The organism is Paenibacillus sp. UNC451MF (assembly GCF_000686845.1).
Classification (GTDB): domain Bacteria; phylum Bacillota; class Bacilli; order Paenibacillales; family NBRC-103111; genus Paenibacillus_S.
On sequence record NZ_JMLS01000024.1, the window covers coordinates 37895 to 60785 of the forward strand.

Consider the following 22891-nt stretch of genomic DNA (forward strand, 5'->3'; position numbering starts at 1 on the left):
TAAATCTACTGGTTCTACACCAAAACCAATGCTTTGTCCCTCAGTCCACTGCATCGCATGTAAAATAGACCAACCGAAAATCACCGGTTAGCCTCATCTTATGAGGGACCGCCCACAGCAGCCCCTTCATTTATGAATCTATCATTATTTTAAACTTTGGGTAAAACCTGTTCTCCATGTCGGATATAGCGGCAACCAACCATACTCGTTGCGGGCTTTGGCATTCGACGCCCCCCGTTCTCCTCTATTGCTTCCCGGCTGATATTCCGGGGCAGGGGCTTGCAGGGCATCGGCATAGATCGCCAGCCATTCTTTGCCTGAAGCAGGCTCGTCATCTACGATGTTAACCGGGCCAGCAGGCCAATCCAGCGCCAGCACGGCAGCGTTCGCGGCATCCTCCACATGAAGGAAGGATGTAATTCCGTCCGTTGCTTTTACTTGCTGCTGTCGTACTCTTTGCGCCATAACACCTTTCTTATCGTACCAGGTTTCGGGTCCATAAAACATCCCATAGCGGAGAATGACGTGATGCGGCATCTCGGCTACGGCCCCTTCCAATGCTGTGATACCATCTATTGTCGATTTTCTGGGCAATGGAGCCTGGATATCTAGTGGAACTGCCTCTGTGGCAGGACGATCACCGGGTTCATACGCCCAAGCGATACTTTGCGAGATAAAGCGCTCGACCCCCGCCGCCTGTGCAGCATCTATCAGATTACGCGTTCCTTCTATTCTAATTCTGCTGTTGTCTTCTAAATTCCAATTGCTTAAAGACGTGAGCTGATGAATGATCACATCCGGCCGTGCCTCGCCCACCACCGATAGAATCGCCTCTTTATCAAATGCGTCGACAACGACGGGCCTCGCCCCCAGAGCTTGAATGAGGGGCTGGCGTTCTTCGTTATGAGTCATTCCAGTAACTTCATGACCCGCCTGTACCAATTTTGGAAGCAATAAGCGTCCAATCACACCTGTGGAACCTGCTACGAATATTTTCATATGAGATCTCAAGCCTCCATCGCCGTTCCCAAGGCTAACAGTTTATTTACTGTTTTCCAATTACGGATAGTGGCTGGAACATCCAGCTTATGAAGATTGGTTGCCAGCTTGGAATCGCGAACACTATAGCGGAATAATAGGTAAATCTCTCGCCCCACGATGTGATACATATCATTCTCACTTTGGTATCCCTTCAGCCGCTCCGCCTTTTCCGGCAATGGCTCTTCCAGCAAAAACGAGACATACAAGCTTTCTGCATCTGACGCTGCCTCCGCTTCGGCCACTTCCTCATCCGAGAACGGACAATGAGCAGCAATCCTTTTCAGCTCATCAAAAGTCCTTAGTACAACCGTTATGGAAAACCCAAAAGCCGCTTCCAATCTATGCTCGATCCGTTCGCGCAGCGGCTCTTCCTCCTCATTCGCTTCAAACAGCACATTGCCGCTCTGTATATAGGTTTGTACCCTGCTTAATCCACCCATTAATTCGAGGGTCTGCTTCAAATCCGCCATCTTGACTTTATTTTTGCCACCTACATTAATTCCTCGCAGTAAGGCGATATATATCATCTTCATCCCTCTTCTTTCAATGCGAATCTTGACTTCTAGCACGCATCACATGAAGTAGTATAAACCATCTTGACTGACAACCATGGGCAGTGGATCCCATGCAAAGGTTATCTTGCCTTCGCAACAACTCGCGCCATAGAAGAATCCGCTTTAATATTTAGCGGCAGAGCTATAATTTCAAACGATGGTACCTGCAACAGCTGTTCTACATTCGTTAAGTTTTCGATAATCAGAATCTCGTTATGAAACAAACGCTTATGAACTTCAAAGGGATACTGATCCGGCGAAGGCAAATCCAAGCCGATCATTTTCACTTGCTTTCTGATGAGCAGCTCTGCAAATTCAACGGTCAGCACGGGATGATCCGAATAATACTTGGGCTGTCCGTAATATTGACTGTACCCTGTATACAAAATGACGATTTGCCTCTGCTTAATAAGCTGTTCGTACTCTTTCTTGTAATCTATTATGGTTTCTTGGGACACATCGATCAGACATGCTTCTCCTATAAAAGTATCCACAGGAAATTGATTAAGATACTTGTCACAATCGATAAGATGCATAGGTCCGTCTATGTGGGTGCCTGCATGCATGTTTACGGATAATTGATGGTTGTTGTAACCATCCTGCTTAAATTGCTTGGATTGCACCAATACAGTTTCCGCATCTCCGGGATATACGGACATTCCATCATGGATGGTATGCGAAAGGTCTATGAACATCCTTTCTTAACCTCATTTCTTTTCAGCACTCAGTGAAAATAGACTGTCCGGGTCCAGATGTTTAGTCAGCTGATCCAGCTCCGGTGAAGGAAACCAGTCATTTTCCAGATAATCGCCATATTTTATAGTGTGTATGACTGAATTGGATGAGAGGTAAATGTTATGCCAAACCAGAGGAGTAAAGGTGATGCTCTCTCCTTGCTTTAATACACCTAGCTTAAACTCCCTGTCCTTCTTTATAGCATAGGCTATCCATCCTGATTGCACTACATAAAATTCGGACACCGACTTATGATAGTGACTGTTCTGCCAAGCACCATCTTCCGAAGCGACCGTTCGGCAATAGGAACTTCCGTCCTGGGAACAATTGAGCCTGAACCTGCGCTCCCCGTTTTCCATCAAATCGAATTTAGTTGCTACTCCAAACAAAGACGCTTCTTCTTCAGAAATGCGGATCATTTAAACACCTCCATAGGGTGAAGCAACCTTCTAGGCTGCCTGTAGCGCTCATTCATTATCCAGCATGCTTTTGATCATTTTAAAATTAACCAATTGAATGCCTCTACGCTCTACAACCTGCGACTCTATGACCCGGTATCCATGCCTTTCAAAAAAAGGTCTGGCCGTAATGCTCGCCTCTGTATCGATTTCGGCAAGCCCTAATGCTCGGGCCTCGGTCTCCAAAGTATTCACTAAAGCGGTAGCGATGCCTTGTCTTTGAAAATCCTTGTGAACGTACAGCCGGTCTAAATGCCCTTCCGATGTCATGTCAGAAAAACCGACGATCATTCCGCCGCCAATTTCAGCAACATAAGTACTGTTGCGGCTCAACGAGTCTCTCCAGGTTGCCAGCTTGAGCATCTCCTCATCTCTAGGTGCCCAAGCGTCCAGCTGCTCTTGAGAGTAATCCCTGCCGTTCACCGAATGCACGGTTTCATAAAACAACGCGACTATTGGACTCGTATCGGAGGCTTGGAACTTTCTAATTATCATGTCATTTCCTCCTTTTCCACAAGGAAATCATTACCATTGCCATTTGTTTAAGTATATTATAATTGTTTATTTTTTGCAGCGAATGCTTGGATTGTTCTTGCTACATAGGATTGTATCACATTTGCCTATGGATCCGGGCAGGCTGCCACGTCAGCCTGTTTTTTTGTTTCCACGAGATCATGACTATTTGCTTATTGCAATATACAGTCGCATTGTATATAGTATAACTATACAGTTGAACGATATACAGTTGTATTGAATAAAAGGAGAGAGCATATGAGTCGTGATAAAAATTTGCCACTGACGGAAACCGTTTATTATATTCTTTTGGCTTTAGTGGAACCGGCGCATGGATACTTAATTATGCAAAAGGTGGAGGAGCTCAGCGGCGGGCAGGTCAGAATGGCGGCCGGCACACTTTACGGAGCGGTCGAGAATCTGGTGAAGCTGAAATTCATACAACCTGTCCAAAGCGAAGATAGTCGACGCAAGGTTTATTCCATAACAGAAAAAGGAAAAGAAATGTTAAGGCTCGACTTTGAAAGAATGAATCACATGATTGAAGTGACAAAAAATATTCTGAAATGAGGAATCAAGATGAGAAAATATAAGTTTTTCATTGATTTTGATAAAGAGGAACAATGGCTTAATGAGATGGCCCGGCAAGGCTATACACTCACTAAAAAATCAATCGGTTATGAGTTTCAACAGGTCCCCCCAACCAATACGGTCATCAAGATGGATTATCGGACATTTAAAAAACAAGACGATTTTGAAGACTATCGCGCCCTGTTTGAAGACTTCGGCTGGAAACACATTGCAGGAACAAAGAGCTCTGGAGCTCAATACTTCAAGAGTATAGATGAAAACGAAAATCAAGATATTTTCTCAGACGCCGATTCCAAAGCCAGCCGATATAAAAGAATATCTCAGATGTGGATCTCGTTGGCTTCATGCTTCATCTGTTTATTTGCCGTCTTAGTTTCAACCGACTCCATTAAAGTGGGAGCTCTTCTGAATCCGAAATTATTATATTTTACTCCGGGACTATGGGAGAAAACGGGATCTGCCTTTTGGAATGCCTTTTTCTTTGAAACGCCGTTTGTGTTATTTAGAGGTTTCTTCTGGTTGCTCATTCCGATGATGATAACGTTTTATCTTATCTTTGCATATAAAGCGAATAAACAATACTTGAAAACACATGAAGATAAGTAACGGTCCCTTTACTACTTCATAAAGAAAGAGCCGTCGAAAACGGCTCTCTACAGTTATGGTAAGGCATATAAACAGTTTGTATTCATCCGATAAGCGAGCATCATCTATTAACCTAAATGAAACGTTCGGTCACGAACTATTTTACTAACAGTATTCCCATGGATGCAAATGGCCTCATGGTCTGCAAGTCTATGAACCTCGCATTGATGGTTCGCTTCAAATTGCCGTATTCTTTCCTCATGGGATTTCTCATCCGGAAACTTATCTTCTCTCCCATAGTGTGGAAAAATGATCATTTCATTCAAATGAAGCGCATCTAGGTTACTCATCCCAACCTGATTAAAATCGGGAGTGAAGTGATCGACAATACGAATATCCGGCCCTAAAACCATGGTCCCGGCACTGATCCCTACAAGAACTACACCCTTATGACTTAACTCCACAATAAGCTTATCTGCTCCGCTCAAACTCAATATCGATAAAATCGACTCGCCGAAATCCCATCGTTTCCAAGGCTTTTTTGGCTTTCACCGATGGCCGGGAATGCTCTTTTAATTGAACAGCAGCAGTAGTAATAATGGCCGAGGTCATTTCTCGCGGATCTTGTTCTAATAAATCAAGGAATGCTTGGGTTACCCGCTCAGTCGGGAAAGCGCAAGAGGTTAATAATAATTTCCGCATTTATTTTCTCCTAAGATCTTATTTAGAAAGCGTTTTCAATTCATTGTCTTAGTTTAAAGGAATTACGGATTTTCTTTACATCACTAAACATGGACAAATAATGCTGCTTCTTGTTTTCATCATCCGGGACATATTGGACATCTGAGGGAGTATGGAACGTATACACCGCATCCCCGATCTCGCCAAGCTTGGCAATATGAATGATCTTTGCCAGTTCTTCGCCTTCTGAATCCCACTTCGCTTTAGGCCATACTTCAATCATAAATAACTGCCCTGCCGGCTCATTGGTCTTATCTGAGAAAGTAATGCGATTTCCGGCTTCAAGCACTGTATATTTATCTTTCCACTTTCGGGGAATATCCAGCGTAAAATGCTGTTTGGTATTTTCATATACGATGCTTTGGGACTCCTCATCCTTGTCTGCACATGCATTAAGAATACAGAGCGTGGTCAATAACAGTACCAGTACCAATTGTTTGCCTTTCATTCACAATCCTCTCCTTCGGCATTCGTTCCGCTGTCCTCACTATAATTAGACGTTCTTATATGTAAAAAGTTTCCTTTCGCTAGTTTTATTTTCCGTCAAGAGAGGAAAGTGGATTCCTTATAGGTTAGATTAATCGGCCATCTCAATCCATGAAGCAAAAAGGTTCAATCTTTCCTTATCCACATCCTGTCTTCCGTAAGCATCCAGAAATATATCCTTGTATTTATCCGACTTTAAATTGTAGTTCAACGTCCAAATACCCCAGTAAATATCATAATGTCGGTCTCCTACCCCGCCGTACCCCAGATCAATAAACCCTTTAAGCACGAATCGATCCATAATGATATTAGGCAAGCAATAGTCTCCATGAATAATCGCATTGTCGGCAGCCTCATACTTGATTTGCTCTATCATTTGAGAGCTTAAGCTTATTGACGTCTGTTCATTTAACATCTCTGCAGTTCTATGAGGATAAGGGCAGCCCTCGATAGGCAGTGAGTGCAGCATTCTCAAGTATTCACCGAATACACCCGCTAATTTACCGGGATTCCCGATGTGCTCTTCTGCCGTTCCATCCTCTCCCGCTACCGCTTCCGTAAATAAATAATCTTGGTCCGCATCGGATTCATATGCGATGACTTTAGGGGCAATGGCATGACAGGAGTTCAAAAACCGGGTCATCGCATACTCCCGTTCAAGACTCCCCCGCTTGCTTATTTTGAGATAAGCCTTCTCAGCCCCCTCAACAAGAAGCGTTCTTGCATTTTCCGAACAGCTGCTGTCATAGATCCTTGCATGTTGCATAAATGGTCTAATGGAGATCGGTACGGTATTTATATTAAAAGAAATTTCGGTTCTCTTCATTCTTGGTCGTCCACCTTATATATAAAATTACTAAATAAATTTGCTCACATCGATGAGCTTTTCACGAAAGCTTCAAATGCCGCAACCGAGTCAAACCGCTGAATTGGCACCCCTTCTGAACGCAAATGATTCTCCAGCCGTTCTTCCAGCTCCAACACAGCCTTCCGCAGAGGTTCGAAATCCGTCGAGTCCAGAAGAGCGGCCAGGTCCGGATACCCGAATTGCCTGTAATAGTGCCTATATTCTCCTAAGTCCAGCTCCCGCGGCCAGCGTCCGATTTCAGCAGCATAAAGAATTCTCGCCAGTTCGTCCTGAAAGCTAATGGCCGCGAAAAATGCCGTTTCGTAATGACCTTGCTCACACGCAGTCAAAATTTTGTTCAGGACCCCTTTCCCCTCTTCAAAATATCCCTTCATCCGAGCCTTATAGGAATGAACCTTGGGCTGATTTTGGTTCCGTACAGCGAGCAGATGCACAGTGTCCGCGACCATCTGTTCACAAGCTTGAACGATTTCATTCGTAGAACGGCTGTACATGATCGTGTCGAGGCACTGCTCCAATGGTTCCGGCTTGACCGGCAGATTCCTGACTTGCTCGCGAAAATGCCCCCACATGCGTGTGTAATACGTTTGGTTTATCAAAGCAAGAATTTGAAAAAGATCAACACTAACCTCATGTGCCAGCGTTCGGCAGTAGGATAAATCCAAATCCAGTCCGGCAAGCCTCATTTTTGTCAAAAGCAGCACGCTATTTCGCAGCACAGCTTCCGCTTTGTTAATCAGCGCATCGGCATGAGTCGGATCCTTCATTGCCGCCGCGGTATCGCGAAGGCTCAAGAACCGGTCGAAGTCCTCCTCCGCTCGGACATACAGCAATTCATAATCTGTAATAATGGTCGTGCTCCAATCCTCCAATGAGGCCATTTTCTCAGCTCTTTCCCAACTGATTGGCCAAAAATCGAAGCTTATTCCATCTATAATAAACTGCATCTCCACTTCTCTGCCTCTAGAAGTAGCCGGTATGAAGAAAAAATCCAAGTCTGACCGCTCCGTAGCCCTCCCCTGCAAGTAAGACCCATAGTATCCGACGATTGCCACATCTTGCGGGTGATGGTTCCTGATGTGTTTGACCAAAATGTCCGCTACCGCAAAAACATCGACCATTTCATACACCTCCTATACAACCCATTGCCGACTCCACCTACATTGCTCCCGGCACGAATAACTATATAGGATTTTTTACCAATAATGTAGGTTTATAATTGTTTTTTACCTTAACCTTTTCTTCGCTAAAATGGTTAAGTTCCCTGCTAGACCAAAGTCCAGATTAAAGTCTGGTCTTCTGACTGTTACCAGAAAACTCCTAAAGCTCTAAACTAAGACTATCAAATGAGTCGAAGGAGAACTATTGTTATGAAAAAGCCTTTCAGCCGTTCTATCCTTGCCATTATGCTTGCTAGCGCCACTTTGGCCAGCTCTATTCCTGTTTCTGCTGCCTCTCAAGAAACAGGCGCCAAAGTCGCTCCAACTTCCAAGCAAACCATACTTCCTCCATTGGACCTCGGGGCTATGCGTGATGTGATGTCAGGTTTACCGAACTCGAAAGCCACAGCTGCCCTGGTCTATGTGGGGACACCAACGGATAGCTGGATGGGCGCATCCGGAGTGGCGGATATTGCTTCCAACTCCCCTGCACGTGCTGATGGAAGGTTTCGAATCGGCAGCATCACCAAGGTCTTTACCGCTGCCATCGTGCTGCAGCTCGCCGCAGAACAAATGGTCGATTTAGATCAGCCGATTCAGCATTACTTACCTGATTTGCTGCCCGCTGAGTTCCCACCGGTCCTTGTCGGCCAACTGCTTAATCACACTAGCGGTCTGCCGAGTCCCGATCGCCCGGACAATGTAAGTGAAGATGAAATGAGGTTCAAAAACTGGACGCCGGAGGAATTCCTCAAGCTGGCTTTCAGTCAACCTATGGAATTCGAACCAGGGGCCAAGCAGCACTATCTTAATATCAATTATGTACTTGCCGGCTTGTTGATCGAGAAAGTAACCGGTAACCCTTATGAAGTTGAGGTCCAATCCCGGATCGTGCAGCCTCTAAGCCTGTACAATACATACTTACCCGGAAGCGACATTCGAATCATCGGCCCACATGCTAAAGGGTATCAAGCGGTCCAGCAGGGGGACAAAACCGAGCTGGTTGACGTTACGGAAGGCAGTCAGTCGTTCACTTGGGCTGCAGGCGAAATCATCTCAACAACAAGTGATCTCGACATTTTTATGACTGCATTGTTCAACGGTCAGGTAGTACCAGAAGCTGAATTGGAGCATATGTTTACTGTGCCGGATGCTCCAGTATGGAATAAAGACGGTAAGGATACAGGACAGGCAACGCTGAGCATGGGCTTAATGCGGACGGATATCAAGGGCGTCACATTCTGGGGGAAAACCGGAGCGAGACCGGGCTATGCCAACGGCATGTTTGCTACACGTGACCTGCAGCGCAAAGTAGTTTACTCTGTGAATTCGACTGATGCCAAAGGGTCCGATCAAAATCAGCTGGGTCTTAAAATCGGTATGGCCGCCTTCGGGCTGAAGTAAAAAAAGACACCTTTGATGGTGTCTTTTTTTACAGGAAATGACGCAAAACCATTAATACTACGACTCCGGATAGCACGGTTCCTAATATGCTGCGAGTCAATACGGCTATAATGAAGCTGGGAACAGCAGCCCATAACTCTAGATTTTGTGACAAAGGAGGAATGCTTCCATCATGAATGAACAGCTCTTGGCCAATTAACGCAGCCATAACCGCAATCGGCACATAATTCAACCATCGCATGGCCCAACCCGGTAATTCAAAACGACTAAGCACCATTAGCGGTACCACTCTGGGAATAAACGTTACAACTGCGGTCGCTACAACAACCAATAAGACATACCATCTTACTTCCATTTTTCCATCACCATTCCTACCGTAGCTGCAACAACGGTCGCAACAATAATTCCTAGACTTCCTGATAACACAAAGGTGCTCGCGACTCCAACCACAATTGCGACGATACCTACAATAAGATCACGCCTAACATTTTTCCTGCCTACCAGGGAAAGCACCAGAAGTCCAATAAACATGCCAACCAATGCAAAATCGAGACCCCATTGTTCAGGATTCGAAATCCATTGGCCCAAAAATGCCCCCACCAGGTTAGCTCCCCACCAACCCAAATAGGCGGTAATATTCAGACCATGCATCCATTTCTCATTGATTTCCTTCGTTTTTACAGCCTTATTCATAGCGACCCCAAACGTCTCGTCGGAAAGCAACGTACCGACCAGCATGTTTTTATACGAAGAAAGATGCTTAAAATACGGTGATATGGCCGCGCTTAGCAAAATGTAACGAGCATTGACGAAAAAAGTAGTAATGGCAATAGCTGTAATCGAACTGCTAGATGTCATCATACCGACTGCAATGAATTGAGCGGAACCGGCGTAGAGCAGCAAGCAGAACAGGGTTATTTCGGAAATACTTAGTCCAGCAGTCGTCATGACAACCCCCGCGGCGATCCCTATGCTTACGTAGCCAAGCAAGGTCGGGAGACAGTCCTTCACCCCTTGAAGAAAGCTTTCTTCATCCTCATGGGATGAAACGGTTTGTGCGTGAATTTGTTTTGTACTCATTTAGTTCCCTTCTTTATGTTTATAATTGAAAGTATCAGAAGTTATTCAGCTAACTACTACGAAAAAATCGAAAGAAAATACGGTTCAATCACTTGAACCGTTTTCCAGTTACTACATGAAATAAATCAGGGCGATTAGTCCAAAAATCTTTGAACTTCTCCGGACCAAAGTGCGTCGCTACTTCTGCAAACATAATGTCATGCCTTATGTACTCAATAGCAACTAAAACAAGTGCGGGATCTTGCGTTTTAACAGCCCAGGAAGTTGCAGCTGAACTTGGATTAAAATTCGCAATGAGCACTTCTTCATGATCCCGGGTAACAACTGTCAGATGCCCGTTCGCTCGCTGTTCGGGAAATTCGGGAGCCATATAGTTATGATGGGTTGTGGTTCCCAATTTCGTACCTGGCGCTCCGAACACGCAAGAAAAAACATCCAATCCAGCCTGCACACGCTGATCAACAGCCTCTTTAATAGTAGCAACCTGAGGCTCCCAGATCGATAGCCACAACTCACGCTCGGCTTTTTCTATCATTTCGATCATTTCAGCCATAACAAGTTCGTCACTGCTGATACGACGAATGACATCGATCTCTTGCTCACTTTCCAAGGCAGAGAGACTTTTCTCAAGATATTCAAAGGATTGCTCGAATGTATTGCGCAGCCGGCTTATTAATTCTTTGGCCGGTAAGGGCGCATAGGTTACAGGCTCGGAAGGCACCGTATAGACGGCCCCTTTATCCAGCAGCTTGCCTAATACTTCGTATATCATGGAGCGCGGGACACCCGACCGTTTACTGATTTCATAACCGGTAATAGGCGAGTTTTTTAACAGCCCAACATAAGCTTTGCATTCGTACTGCGAAAAGCCTAATTTTTGAAGCTCTTTATAAATATCGTCCATAAGACTCCTTATTAGTAGTTAGTGTTATACTTACTATACAAACAAACCATTTATTCGTCAATGAGTGTAATTCAACAAAATCTTGCTTACCTGAAGTCAAAGAGGCTTGGATGATCGCATCTACAAAATGCCAAGTTTTTTTATACTAAAAGTAGGAAGTTGTATAAGGAAACCACTCGTCATATAATAATCAGAAGGAGGTGGTACACGTGGCAATCCACTTTGCCGGAGCTAGCAACGACTCATGCAGAGCCTAGTATTGGAGGCGATACTTTGCATGGGGCTGGATGATTACTGAGTATGACATCGCCCAAATTAGCTTATATCGTTTCTAATAATTGGCTTTGCACCTTATACATTTTCAATAATATAAGGAGCTGAGACTCATGATTCAACCATTTATTAGAAACCATCAATATAACCTTATCCAAAAACAAATGGATCTTCTGCAGCTAACGTACAGAACGGTTTCCGACCCTAAAGTTGTGGAATCTGTACGTGATAGCGCCGAAGCCAAAATTATAGAAGTGTTTGATCAAGCTACGGACGCTCAACAGGAAATGCTAGCTGCTATTTCAACGCTGAAAACAGCCGAGGATTTTCAGGCATATGGACGTTCTTTGGAGCCGTATTTGATACAGTTTCCACAAGTGACGGAAAAGCAGATCAAGAAGCTGTTTCACAAAAACAAAAAGTTGACGCTTCCTCATTTATCGACGATACCCTACAATCGGGTAACCTATCTTGGCTGGTTAGACATTTCAACCAATAAAATGTTTATCGTTTATGACCTGAACGGCCAAGTTATCGGTATTGAAGGCAAGTTCACACCTCTAAATAAGAAAGGCATATGTTTTATATGCAATAAACACGAAGAGGTTGCATTATTTTCAGCCGTGTCTAAATCTAAACCTGTGAATGCTACCCCCGATTATTATAAAGCGGTCGGCAACTACATGTGCATTCACAGCGATGCATGCAACAAGAACATTACGGACGTGACTTCTTTAGAGAGGTTTATTCATAGTGTGATAAAATAACACAAGTTCAATACGGCTAACGAATCTGTTAGCCGCGCTTGCCTCTCAAGCTCCCTGGTAGGGAGCTTTTTTTAATTCCATAGGCTTCAAATGAACCTATAGAGCTGGTAATAACCCAAAAAAAATCAAAGTACGATTTTCGGCGGCAGCAGCTTTTAGAACAGATATAATATGAACATGAGGATTTGTTACCGACGCTTTCTGGCAAAGAAGGAGGAACCTAGAATGATAACGTCCGCAATGAAGTCGGAATATTATCAGGCGCTAATAGATAAAAAATCAGAATATGAAGGTATATTTTATGTAGGAGTCAAGACGACCGGCGTTTTCTGTCGTCCGACCTGTCCTGCAAGAAAGCCAAAATTTGAGAATTGCGAATTTTACGAGACAGCCAAGCAAGCGCTTCTTGCCTCCTTTCGGCCCTGCCAACGCTGTCGTCCGCTTTCGCATCCCAATCATGTTTCAGAGCTTGTTCAGCAGCTTGTAAATGCGGTGGAAGAAAATCCAGAACAGAGATGGAAGGAAGATGACTTTCGGAAGTTATCGGTCGATGCTTCAACCGCGCGCCGTCAGTTTAAGAAGCGGTTTGGCATGACATTTGTTGAGTACGCTAGATCTCGGCGTATGGGAATAGCACTGAAACATATAAGAGCCGGTAACGCTGTAATCGATGCCCAACTATCAACCGGTTACGAGTCCAGCAGCGGCTTCAGGGACGCATTTTCCAGAATTATGGGGGCAGCGCCTACTCTGCTTGGGAAGCATAATATTTTAAAAGCATCGTGGCTGGATACGCGACTCGGACCTATGATAGCCATCGCGGATGAAGAATCACTTTATCTGCTTGAATTCGTGGATCGCCGGGGATTGGAGCGCGAGGTCGAACGTCTTAGACAGAGGACCAAATCAGCCATTATTCCTGGTTACACAGAACCCATTCGATCAATTGAAAAGGAGCTAGAGGGCTATTTTGAAGGGGAGCTAATGGAATTCAAAACACCTTTATGGATGGCGGGATCTCCTTTTCAAAAAGAGGTCTGGGAGCAGCTGCAAAAAATCCCTCCAGGTCAAACATCATCCTATGCTGATGTTGCAGCGGCAATTGGCAAACCAAGCGCTTATCGAGCTGTAGCTCAAGCCAATGGGGCCAATCAGCTTGCCATTGTCATTCCATGTCATCGTGTCATCAACTCCAATGGTGACTTAGGCGGTTACGGTGGAGGGTTAACGCGTAAGCGCTGGCTGCTGAATCATGAGAAAGAGAGTCTGTCTATGGAAACAGACGAAACCAAAGAAGGATAGGTTAAACTGGTACCCATACTCTGGACACTTCAAAAAAAGTGTTTAGTGTATGGGTACTTTTTTGTATACTGAAGGCAACAGTGGGGGCGAACAAGATGAGTAAAAAGCATTTCAATCAAAATGAACGTGAACGATTAACATTAAATCCGCATGTCTTACGGGTGAGCGAAAAATCGATTACCTATGCCGATGAATTCAAACGTCTGTTCATCGATCAATATATGTCGGGCCAAACACCAAGAGAGATATTCGAGGCGCACGGATTCGATGTGGAGATGCTCGGAATGAAACGAGTCGAGCAGTGCGCGGATCGTTGGAAGAAAGCCTATGAGAAGGAGGGAATTACTGGGCTAGCGGACTCTCGTAAAGAAGCTGCACTACGCTCTTCAAAGCGTCCCTTATCCTCAGAAGAGATTATTGCGAAGCAAGAAGCGAAGATTAAACTTCTGGAGGCTCAGTTGGCGTACGTAAAAAAGTTAGACAAGAACGAAAGGAGGCTGCTAGCAAACGGACAAAACCTGCACAAGAGTGACTGTTTCGAGCTTATCCAAAACGCTGTAGAGCACGGCCTAGCACGGATGACGCGTTACTTCTGTCAATTGTTAGGCGTGTCTCGTTCCGGGTACTACAATTACCTCAAAAGCTCCGACAAACGACTTGCACGCATCAAAGCAGACGAACAGGCTGGTGCTTTAATCAAGAAGGCTTTTAATCGAAGAGGCTTCAAGAAGGGTTCTCGCTCCATTAAGATGACGTTGGAGAATGATTACCATACGGTGTATAACCTGAAGCGAATTCGAAGGTTGATGCGCAATTTAAACCTCGTATGTCCACATCGAAAAGCCAACCCCTACCGACGTATGGCAAAAGCGACGCAAGAACACCGCACGCTTGAAAATACGTTACAGAGAGACTTCAAGAAAGGCATTCCAGGTCTCGTCTTGCTAACAGATATTACGTACCTGCCGTATGGTAACTCTCAGACGGCTTATTTGTCGACCATTTTGGATGCTTCCACAGGTGAACTTGTGGCTCATAACTTGTCCACTACCTTTCACCTTCCGCTTGCAATGGACACGATAGAATTGTTGATAAGACAGAGAAGGTTAACATTACATCAAGAGGCCTTCATTCATTCGGATCAGGGTGGCCACTACACAAGCCCCACTTACCAAAAGCTATTGAAAGACAAAGGACTGGGGCAATCCATGTCCAGACGAGGGAACTGCTGGGATAACGCCCCTCAGGAGTCTTTCTACGGTCATATGAAGGACCATGTGAAGAGCAGGAAATGCAAATCCTTCGCTGAATTAGAGCGAGAAATTAACCGCTATATTCATTACTACAACAATTTCAGATACCAGTGGGGATTAAAAAAGATGACTCCTGTACAATACAGGAATCATCTCTTAAGTGCTGCTTAATTCTTTTTCTTTTTTCAAAGTGTCCTTGACTTAGGATCCAGATTAGGTTGAGGGAAAAGCAAAGAGCCTACTAATAACAATAAAAACACAAGGAAGATTGCCTTGTGTTTTTATTGTTAATATCTAATCGCTGTAAAGCTCTAAGCTGACGGCAGACCATAACTATCAAGAAAAGCGTTCACCATAGCGAGCGGCTCGTCATAGCCGTAATTGCGGAACGAATATCCTTTGACGACATACGGCGCCCCGTTGTAGAACATCTCGTACTGCTGGTGACGTCCGCCAAATTCAGAACCGATAATATCCCAAGCTAGCTTGAACAGCTGCACCTTTTGCTCCGCCCTCGCAACGTTCGAGCGGATATATTGATGCATATCCCCACGGGTCTCCTGGTTTACCAGCTCTCTGTAGGACGACGGTACTTGGAGTACTCCTCCTCCCACCAGCTCGCGCAATATGCGGATGACTGAGGAATAGATCGTATCCTGCATGCCAACAATACCGTACAAGAACCGTCCGTGCGGCCTCGCTACTCCTTGGCTATCGATGATGCATTCGTATTCGGATGCAAGCAGCATCCCCTCCACGGAAGCGGCCAAGGAAGCCAGCTCCCCAAGTCGTTCTTGTACTTGAGGGAACTTGTCAGTGCCATTCATTTCCGTGACTTTCCTTGCCACACCGATCAGAAACTTCATTTTGACGGTTAAGCGAGTTTGCGCCTGATTATTGCCAAGCACGTGTGCCGGTGTGGACAGAAACTGGGCACGTGTCGCTTCAATATTTTTATACACGAAGACATCTTTCCACGGTATAAACACATCGTCGAACACAACGAGAGAATCGCTCTCATCGAACTGGGTGGACAGCGGATAATCGTAGGTACTCGGCTTATCCGCCGCGAAGCTTTGTCGTGCATATAGCTTCAGCCCCGGTGCATCCATCGGCACGACAAACGATATGGCGTAGTCCTCGTCCCCAGGACGCAAAGGGGTAATGCTGCTGCATAACAAATAGTTAGATACAGCCGAGCTCGTTCCTAGCATTTGCGATCCTCGTACGATGATTCCATCTCCTCTTTCTTCATACACACCGACCGGGAGGAACTTCTCCTCCTGTTCATGTGCCGTTTTAGTACGGTCGATCTGCGGAGGGATGATGACATAAGTAACGAACTGATCATGATCCCTTGCGTATTGATAGAAATCGAGAACGTTCTGCGCCCTATCACCGAACACTTCCGGGTGGCTCGCAAAGCCTGACAAAAAACTGGCAACATGATCCGGGCTTCTTCCCGCAAAGCCGCAGGTCGCTTCAGCCCAACGGGTAATCGCTTGACGGCGGTCCGCCAAATCTTCCCTGCTTCTCGGTATCATAAAGATTTTATTCGCAATGGAGCCATCCACGGTGGTGTAAGTCATCTGATTAGCCGGATTAGCTGCAATATCATACAATTTGGAAAATGATTGAACAATACCCGAGAAGGCAGGATGGGTCGTTACATCATGAACGCGTTCACCGTTAATATAGATGCAGCGGTTGTCCTTCAAAGAGTTTTCGTACTGCTTGCCGGTCCTTACCATCCTTTTCTTCCTTTCCAACTGGCATTACTGCCCTCGGTTACCGGAACCCCAACGTTTGACCCAATCCGGATCGTAGCCAAACTGATCGAGAACTCGACCTACCGTATGATTCACGATATCATCAATCGTTTGCGGTTTATTGTAAAAAGCAGGCATCGGCGGAAATACCATTGCTCCTGCCAAAATAACGGTTTCCATATTTCGTACATGAATCAAATTCAGCGGGGACTCCCTTGTCAGCAAGATCAGCCTTTTACCTTCCTTCAGCATGACGTCTGCCGCTCGAGTAACCAGATCGGAAGCAAGTCCTGTTGCTACTCCGGCCAACGTTTTCATACTGCATGGAGCGATTACCATCCCGTCCACCCTAAAGGAACCAGAAGAAACACTAGCAGCCTGATTTTTGACATTATGATAAACGGAAGCCATCTTCTTCACCTGATTCAAGGAATAAGACGTTTCCATCTGAATCGTCTTCTCCCCCCATTCGCTTATAATCAAATGGGTTTCAGCCCCCAATCCATTCAATGCTTCCAATAAACGCACACCATAGATAGCACCTGAACCTCCGGTAATGCCAATGATGATTCTTTTCATTCAGGAGTCCCCCATCATTTATCTATTCGTTTATTTATTGCCCGGAAAATAACGGTCAACGAACTGCTGCGGCAGCTTGTCTACTACGGTGGCGTTCTGCACATACTCCGCTAGGTTAGGAATGCGGGTCACTTCGTAGTCAAATGGCGCTGCGCTTAACGGAACCGTGCAGTCAAATCCGATCTTGGAGCCTACTCCGTTATCCGTGGACGGATCGAGCTTCGAGCCTAGTGCGCGGTGGACGACGACAAGGTCATGCTCTGCCTGAAACCGCGTCGCCACGCACCAGTCAACCTGATCCATATCGAAAATATCGATTTCTTCGTCTACGACGATCACCTTTTTCACATCATAATGTCCTGCAAAAGCGGCAAGAATGACATTTTTAGCTTCGCCTTCATTTCGTTTTTTCATAGAAACGACCATATGAAAGCGGCATTTACCGCCTTTGGTTAAATGTACGTTACGAACGGTGGAAACCGTATTTTTCAATGATCTCAATAGCGACGCTTCCCGCGGAATCCCTCCAAGGAGCAGGTTCTCGTCCGACCCCGCCAGGCAGGTTTGATAAATCGGATCTTTGCGATGGGTTACGCAATGGACCTCGATAACCTCTTTATCACTTTGTGCTCCGTAGTAAGCCGGGAATTCTCCGAACGGACCTTCCGGTTCACGTATCTTAGGTAAAATCTTGCCTTCGAGCACGATTTCGGCATGCACCGGCACATCGATGTTCACGGTTTTGCAGCGGACTACCGGGATTGGAGCATTTTTCAGCGCACCTGCAATTTCCATCTCATCTTGACCTAAAGGTGCAATGGCCTGGGAGGCCAGCATCAGAATCGGATCGACTCCGATAACGATAGCGATTTCTAGAGGAAGCCCTTTTTCCTCCATTTTTTTATAGAAATTAAACGTATGTCTCGGAAGAATCAGCGCGCCAAGCCGGTTTTTGCCCGAAACCTGGAGCCTGTGAATGGATACGTTCTGGCTGCCGGACTCTGGATCGCGAACAATAGCAAGCCCTGCGCTGATATACGGCCCCGAATCTTTCTCCTGGTGAATCGGAATCGGGAACAGGCTTAACAAATCGATATCCGTATTGATAACAACCTCATGTACGGGAGCCTCTTCGCTTGAAACCAGCTCGGTCGGCAGCGGATGGTCGATAGCCTCGAGAAACTTCGGAATCATTTCATTTTCCTTGCACCCCATAGCTTGGGCGAAATGGGAACGGGTACTTGCAATGCCGGCCACAGCGGAAGTGGTGTAGCCCGAAATTTTCGGGAAGAACACCGGCTTCACACCGTCATATTGCTTGGTCAAAGCGGCAAGCTCGAACTCCGTTGATACATGTTTGTCCACTACCGCCAATTGATCGGACTCGTTCATAAATTGCAACCAGGATCTCAAACTATTAGCCTTCATCTTATACGCCGCCTCCATCATGAGATAGTACTTGTTTTACCTGCGGTTTTTTGTACTTTTGATACATGCATAATACAATCAGCGCCACCAGACCGACAACACTGGATATAACCTCAGGAACAATCATACAGATCGAAACAATGTAGAAGCATAATCGGATAACTATATTCATATCACGGAATAGATAGCCGACAACGGCCGCGCACAGTGCAAAAATCCCCGCGCAAGTGAAGAAGACAGCCCACACGATATGCTTCCAATCACCGATTAATAGCAATTCAGGACTCATAATAAAGGCAAACGGAATGAGCAGTACCGGAATACCGTAGTAAAAAGCGACAAAGCCCGTTTGGAACGGCTTCGTTCCTGCGATTCCTGCAGCGCTGTAACTGGCTAGTGCGACAGGCGGCGTAATCATAGACAAGCAAGCCAAGTAGAATACGAACATGTGGGCCGTCATTTTCTCAACCCCGAACTGCTGCAGTGCTGGAGCCATCAATACCGCCGCCATTATGTAAGCCGAAGTCGTCGGCATCCCCATGCCCAGAATAATGCAGGCAAGACATACCAACAGTAAGCTGATCACATAATTACCCATCGAGAACTGGATAATTAAGCTCGTGAATTTCAAACCAAGCCCGGAGTAGACGATAACCCCTACAATAATACCGGCTACAGCACACGGAATAGCAACTTGAATCGATTGCTTAGCTCCGCTTTCCAGTGCTTCGAATATTTTCACGATCGTAAATCGGGTATTTTTACGGATAAAGCTTGTTATAACAATAACTACGATAGACCAGAAGGCCGCTTTTTGAAGCGTAAAGCCGACGAAAATAAGCACCACCAACAAAGCCAAAGGAATAAGCAGGTGCAGCCTGTTCAAAATTTCCTTTTTCTCCACGGCATGCTCGTCTTCAACCTCGCTTTTGCCCATGCCTTCTTTTCTCGCTTTAAGGTCCACCATCACGTAAACAGATAAATAGTACAGAATAGCAGGAATTAACGCAGCCAAACATACGGCGCTGTACTTAACCCCCAGCATGTCCGCCATAATAAAAGCCGCTGCGCCCATAATAGGTGGCAGGATCTGCCCCCCTGTTGAAGCTAATGCTTCTACAGAAGCAGCGAACATGCCCGTATAACCGGATTTTCTCATCAGTGGAATGGTAAAAATCCCAACGCTCGCAACGTTAGCGGCTGCACTCCCGCTGATCGTCCCCATCAAGCTGCTCGCAACTACGGCTGCTTTGGCAGGTCCGCCCACCGTTCTACGCGTAATGGTGTGGGCAATATCAATGAACAGCTTCCCACCCCCTGATATTTCCAGAAAAGCTCCGAACAATATAAAGTAGAACACGAAATCTACGGATACCCCGATTGGAGAACCGAATATCCCATCTACAGAAAGGAACTGCAGATCTACCATCTCTGTAAAGTTCATTCCACGGTGCTGCAGAAGACCAGACAAGCTTGGGCCAAAGAAACCGTATAGTATAAACCCAACAGCCAGTAATGTCATTGCGTAGCCAACCGTTCGTCTGGAAGCTTCCAGCAGCAAGAGAACGGTCAGAACCCCAATGATCCAGTCCATTGAAGTGATGTCGTCTACGTACGGAATTCGGGAATTCAACCGTTCGCTGGAAAATGCGATATAAAAGCCTGGAATTAACCCAAGTACGGAAAGCGAGTAGTTATATACCTTGGACAACGTACTGGTATGTTCTTTCTTTGCATTGAACAAGCAAAAGGTTAAAGCAAGAGCGAAGCCAACATGGATCGCTCTTTGGGTGACGCTAGGAAAGCTGCCGAAACTGGCTGTGTATAACTGGAATACGGACCATGCGATAGCAATAAGTGATGGCAAACTTAAAAATTTTTTCATATGGCATTGTCCTCTCTTCCAATTATTATTTTAGCAGTCCCTTTTCCTTGAAATATTTCTCAGCCCCCGGATGCAGCGGAACGTTTACACTTGCCGGATCCATTGCCTTTGCAGGGTCGAAGTCTTTTAATGCATCATGCGCGTTAACCAGCTTCTCTTTATTTTCCATGATGGTTTTGGTGATGTTGTAAGCAAGCTCTTCGTTCAAGCCGATGGTCGTCAAGATCATGCTGGAGAAGCCGATGGTCGGCACGTCTGCTGCTTGTCCTTTATAGGAGTCTTTAGGCAAAGTGGCTGCTTGGTAACCCATTTTCTTGAACTTATCGACTACATCGTTCTCCATGGGTACGAAAGCAATGGGAGTATGTACAGCAATTTCACTGATGGTTGGGTGTCCTTTAGGCATAACGAGAATGTGAAGATCGGCTTCACCGTTTTGGAAAGCGGTTTGAATAACGTCGTTGGAGGTCAGCTCCACTTTTCCGCCGAATTTCTTCACGCTGTCATAAGTTAGGCCATAAGCTTCAAGTACCTGTCTGGTTGCAAATTCCGCCAAGCTTCCTTTGGTATTGGTGTAAATGCGAGCAGGGAGCTTTTTGTCTGCAATATCCTTAATGGATTTCACTCCGTTTTTCTCAACGAACGATTTGGATGCGACAAGCCCTACATAATATTGGTCCATCGAGCCTACAAGTGCCCGCAAGTCCTGTTGTTTGTCGGTATAAGCGATGTTGCCTTCATAAGCCCATTTGCTTGTAATACTGAAGGATAATGCCATATCTGCTTTTTTATCCTTCAACATGGTCGCATTTCCTACCCCGCCTGAGAACGGAAGTACGTCTACGGTCGAATTTTTGAGTACAGGACGCATTAATTCTGCGATGGATGCACCATATACATACCATGCGCTGCCCTGTGTATTCGTCGCAAATTTAATATTTGCTGGAACTGTGCTGCTAGGAGTCGATGCTGCAGGTGCTGCTGCAGGTGATTTCGCTCCACCACCATTGGTGCCGCAACCCATTGTGGCTACTAACATTAAACTTAATACACTTGCTGTCATAGAGCGCTTGTTGAACAATTTCATAATATCCCTCCATATGTCAAATTGGTTCATTTAATCAAAATGCCTCCATTACTTCGCGTAATAGCGAACCTCAAACGTTTTGCAGCCGTTAGGTGAAATCCAAGGTCCATGCTTCATTCCAGGAGGTCTGCATGCAACCATACCCGCCGTAAATTCCTGATTCAGACTTAAATCAATGATGGAACCTTCGATAATATAGAGCTCTTCCCAGAAATCATGAATCTGTACCCCGTTAGGAGTCGTATCCGTATTCGGTGCAAAAATGAGAATGCGTGTTGCCACCCCCGAATCAGAATCCTTTGCTATCACTCTTTCTGTCAGGCCCTCCACTGCACTAAAAGGCTTCTCCTCAAATAGGCGAAAATCCGTAAATTCCAACTCCGGCTTTGCCAACTTCCATCTCTCCTCTCATTCATGAATATCTTTCTGCAAAGAGTTCTAGCAGCTCACCCCCAGCACGAAATAAACTGTATTTTCCAAATTATCTAAATATTCTGTATTCCGTGTTGTGTATACATTAATACACAGTACCCCGTTTATAAAAGCGCTTCCATTTATATATTTACCGGATAGATTCTTTAGTTCTCTGCAAATGTTCAATCATTGTTAGGACCGCTGAATCCGGTTTTCGCTGCTCCAGAGTGGAAATGATTTTCAAATGCTCCATCAGCACTTCCTGCATCCGATTGCTTTTTTTCACCGCTTTAAGCCCAATTAACTGGGATAAGTTATGAAAGTTCAGCAGAGTCTGCTCTATTAATTCGAAACCTGCAAAATGAATCAACGTGCTGTGAAACTGCTGATCCAGATGAATAAATCTGACATCGTCATTTTCGAACATCGCCTTCTCCTGCTGCTTACAGCTGCGTTTTAATTGCTCCAACTGCTGCTCAGTGATCGTCTCAGCCAGACTTTTAATCACTTCGCTCTCAACAGACGTCCTTACAAGAAAAATTTGCTCGATTTCACTTTCTGTTACTGTACGAATCGTCATTCCTTTGCGGGGAATGGAAGTGATCAAGCCCTCTTTCATCAAATCAAGCAGCGCTTCGCGAACCGGAGTTCTGGATGTGTTTAATGAATCAGCTAGCTGTACTTCGGTAAAAATTTCCTTTGATGAAATATATCCGTTAAGGATTACCTTCTTGATCTCGTTGTAGGCTCGTTCTTTTGTTGTCGTATGTTTAACGATGGGATTCATATTAAATTTCATGATCAACATCTCCTCATATCTGGTTGTCTCATCCAAATATTTCATTTATTTCATGTACACATGATACGTGATACGTATTGGACGGTCAACATTTTTATGAGAATTTTCTCCTATAAAATCCCATTTTATGGCATTTATTGATAGAGAGATGTGGGTCTATCTTATTCAGATAGCCCACTCCATTTTTAACTATTTGAACATTTTCAAGGAGCGGT

Annotated in this window: 26 protein-coding genes; 6 read left to right on the plus strand and 20 right to left on the minus strand. The window is 45.3% G+C overall.

The window, feature by feature from the left end; genetic code table 11:
* Positions 1–144: 144 nt before the first annotated feature.
* The 5 genes from BP97_RS0122915 to BP97_RS0122935 form a co-directional block, all read right to left on the minus strand.
* The gene (locus BP97_RS0122915; RefSeq protein WP_028551210.1) at positions 145–999 is read right to left on the minus strand and encodes an NAD-dependent epimerase/dehydratase family protein; all 855 of its coding nucleotides are present in this window, start codon (positions 997–999) and stop codon (positions 145–147) included.
* 8 nt (positions 1000–1007) lie between these two features.
* Positions 1008–1568 carry a DUF1697 domain-containing protein gene (locus BP97_RS0122920; protein ID WP_036746396.1) on the minus strand — a complete coding sequence of 187 codons (561 nt, stop codon included), beginning with the start codon at positions 1566–1568 and terminating at the stop codon, positions 1008–1010.
* Between the two features lie 107 nt (positions 1569–1675).
* Positions 1676–2290: a cyclase family protein gene (locus BP97_RS0122925; protein ID WP_028551212.1), complete on the minus strand. Its 615-nt coding sequence runs from the start codon at positions 2288–2290 to the stop codon at positions 1676–1678.
* Between the two features lie 12 nt (positions 2291–2302).
* The gene (locus BP97_RS0122930; RefSeq protein WP_028551213.1) at positions 2303–2749 is read right to left on the minus strand and encodes a cupin domain-containing protein; all 447 of its coding nucleotides are present in this window, start codon (positions 2747–2749) and stop codon (positions 2303–2305) included.
* Between the two features lie 48 nt (positions 2750–2797).
* A complete protein-coding gene (locus BP97_RS0122935) occupies positions 2798–3283 on the minus strand; it encodes a GNAT family N-acetyltransferase (protein WP_028551214.1) in 486 nt (161 codons plus the stop codon).
* Between the two features lie 276 nt (positions 3284–3559).
* Between BP97_RS0122935 and BP97_RS0122940 the strand changes: the two genes are divergently transcribed.
* Positions 3560–3871 carry a PadR family transcriptional regulator gene (locus BP97_RS0122940; RefSeq protein WP_028551215.1) on the plus strand — a complete coding sequence of 104 codons (312 nt, stop codon included), beginning with the start codon at positions 3560–3562 and terminating at the stop codon, positions 3869–3871.
* 9 nt (positions 3872–3880) lie between these two features.
* Positions 3881–4498: a DUF2812 domain-containing protein gene (locus tag BP97_RS0122945; protein WP_028551216.1), complete on the plus strand. Its 618-nt coding sequence runs from the start codon at positions 3881–3883 to the stop codon at positions 4496–4498.
* A gap of 107 nt (positions 4499–4605) precedes the next feature.
* Here BP97_RS0122945 and BP97_RS0122950 read toward each other — a convergent pair whose 3' ends face one another.
* From BP97_RS0122950 to BP97_RS0122970, 5 genes are all read right to left on the minus strand, one after another.
* Positions 4606–4941: a Type 1 glutamine amidotransferase-like domain-containing protein gene (locus tag BP97_RS0122950; protein WP_028551217.1), complete on the minus strand. Its 336-nt coding sequence runs from the start codon at positions 4939–4941 to the stop codon at positions 4606–4608.
* A 7-nt stretch (positions 4942–4948) separates the two neighbouring features.
* Positions 4949–5179, minus strand: coding sequence for a hypothetical protein (locus tag BP97_RS0122955; RefSeq protein ID WP_028551218.1), 231 nt, complete (start codon positions 5177–5179; stop codon positions 4949–4951).
* 40 nt (positions 5180–5219) lie between these two features.
* Positions 5220–5666 carry a hypothetical protein gene (locus BP97_RS0122960; RefSeq protein WP_028551219.1) on the minus strand — a complete coding sequence of 149 codons (447 nt, stop codon included), beginning with the start codon at positions 5664–5666 and terminating at the stop codon, positions 5220–5222.
* Between the two features lie 129 nt (positions 5667–5795).
* Positions 5796–6530, minus strand: a complete 735-nt coding sequence (locus tag BP97_RS0122965) for an aminoglycoside 3'-phosphotransferase (protein ID WP_028551220.1) — start codon at positions 6528–6530, stop codon at positions 5796–5798.
* A 44-nt stretch (positions 6531–6574) separates the two neighbouring features.
* Positions 6575–7693, minus strand: coding sequence for a hypothetical protein (locus tag BP97_RS0122970; RefSeq protein WP_028551221.1), 1119 nt, complete (start codon positions 7691–7693; stop codon positions 6575–6577).
* Positions 7694–7942: 249 nt separating this feature from the next.
* Here BP97_RS0122970 and BP97_RS0122975 point away from each other — a divergent pair, with 249 nt between their 5' ends.
* Positions 7943–9136: a serine hydrolase domain-containing protein gene (locus BP97_RS0122975; protein ID WP_028551222.1), complete on the plus strand. Its 1194-nt coding sequence runs from the start codon at positions 7943–7945 to the stop codon at positions 9134–9136.
* 28 nt (positions 9137–9164) lie between these two features.
* Here the strand turns inward: BP97_RS0122975 and BP97_RS0122980 are convergent, their stop codons facing one another.
* From BP97_RS0122980 to BP97_RS0122990, 3 genes are all read right to left on the minus strand, one after another.
* Positions 9165–9491 carry an AzlD domain-containing protein gene (locus BP97_RS0122980; protein WP_028551223.1) on the minus strand — a complete coding sequence of 109 codons (327 nt, stop codon included), beginning with the start codon at positions 9489–9491 and terminating at the stop codon, positions 9165–9167.
* Complete coding sequence (locus tag BP97_RS0122985; protein WP_028551224.1) at positions 9482–10216, minus strand: AzlC family ABC transporter permease; 735 nt, start codon at positions 10214–10216, stop codon at positions 9482–9484. The genes BP97_RS0122980 and BP97_RS0122985 overlap by 10 nt, the downstream gene beginning before the upstream one ends.
* A gap of 88 nt (positions 10217–10304) precedes the next feature.
* A complete protein-coding gene (locus tag BP97_RS0122990; RefSeq protein WP_028551225.1) occupies positions 10305–11120 on the minus strand; it encodes a TrmB family transcriptional regulator in 816 nt (271 codons plus the stop codon).
* Between the two features lie 386 nt (positions 11121–11506).
* On the opposite strand from BP97_RS0122990, the gene BP97_RS0122995 reads away from it, so the two are divergent.
* From BP97_RS0122995 to BP97_RS37165, 3 genes are all read left to right on the plus strand, one after another.
* Positions 11507–12160, plus strand: a complete 654-nt coding sequence (locus BP97_RS0122995) for a FusB/FusC family EF-G-binding protein (RefSeq protein ID WP_028551226.1) — start codon at positions 11507–11509, stop codon at positions 12158–12160.
* A 225-nt stretch (positions 12161–12385) separates the two neighbouring features.
* Positions 12386–13462 (plus strand): bifunctional transcriptional activator/DNA repair enzyme AdaA, encoded by a 1077-nt coding sequence (locus BP97_RS0123000; RefSeq protein ID WP_028551227.1) that lies wholly within the window; start codon positions 12386–12388, stop codon positions 13460–13462.
* Positions 13463–13557: 95 nt separating this feature from the next.
* Entirely contained in the window at positions 13558–14886 is a 1329-nt protein-coding gene (locus BP97_RS37165; RefSeq protein WP_036746397.1) for an IS3 family transposase, read from the plus strand.
* 140 nt (positions 14887–15026) lie between these two features.
* Here BP97_RS37165 and BP97_RS0123010 read toward each other — a convergent pair whose 3' ends face one another.
* The 7 genes from BP97_RS0123010 to BP97_RS0123040 form a co-directional block, all read right to left on the minus strand.
* Positions 15027–16466, minus strand: a complete 1440-nt coding sequence (locus tag BP97_RS0123010) for a 4-hydroxyphenylacetate 3-hydroxylase family protein (RefSeq protein WP_028551229.1) — start codon at positions 16464–16466, stop codon at positions 15027–15029.
* A gap of 24 nt (positions 16467–16490) precedes the next feature.
* Positions 16491–17063, minus strand: a complete 573-nt coding sequence (locus tag BP97_RS0123015) for a UbiX family flavin prenyltransferase (RefSeq protein WP_036746399.1) — start codon at positions 17061–17063, stop codon at positions 16491–16493.
* A 30-nt stretch (positions 17064–17093) separates the two neighbouring features.
* On the minus strand, positions 17094–18491 hold the full coding sequence (locus BP97_RS37170; protein ID WP_051620895.1) for a UbiD family decarboxylase: 1398 nt from the start codon (positions 18489–18491) through the stop codon (positions 17094–17096).
* 1 nt (position 18492) lies between these two features.
* Positions 18493–20376: a TRAP transporter permease gene (locus BP97_RS37175; protein ID WP_036746401.1), complete on the minus strand. Its 1884-nt coding sequence runs from the start codon at positions 20374–20376 to the stop codon at positions 18493–18495.
* Positions 20377–20401: 25 nt separating this feature from the next.
* The gene (locus BP97_RS0123030) at positions 20402–21463 is read right to left on the minus strand and encodes a TAXI family TRAP transporter solute-binding subunit (protein WP_197035519.1); all 1062 of its coding nucleotides are present in this window, start codon (positions 21461–21463) and stop codon (positions 20402–20404) included.
* A 48-nt stretch (positions 21464–21511) separates the two neighbouring features.
* Positions 21512–21856: a cupin domain-containing protein gene (locus BP97_RS0123035; protein WP_028551232.1), complete on the minus strand. Its 345-nt coding sequence runs from the start codon at positions 21854–21856 to the stop codon at positions 21512–21514.
* A 169-nt stretch (positions 21857–22025) separates the two neighbouring features.
* Positions 22026–22676 (minus strand): GntR family transcriptional regulator, encoded by a 651-nt coding sequence (locus tag BP97_RS0123040; RefSeq protein ID WP_051620897.1) that lies wholly within the window; start codon positions 22674–22676, stop codon positions 22026–22028.
* Positions 22677–22891: the final 215 nt, after the last annotated feature.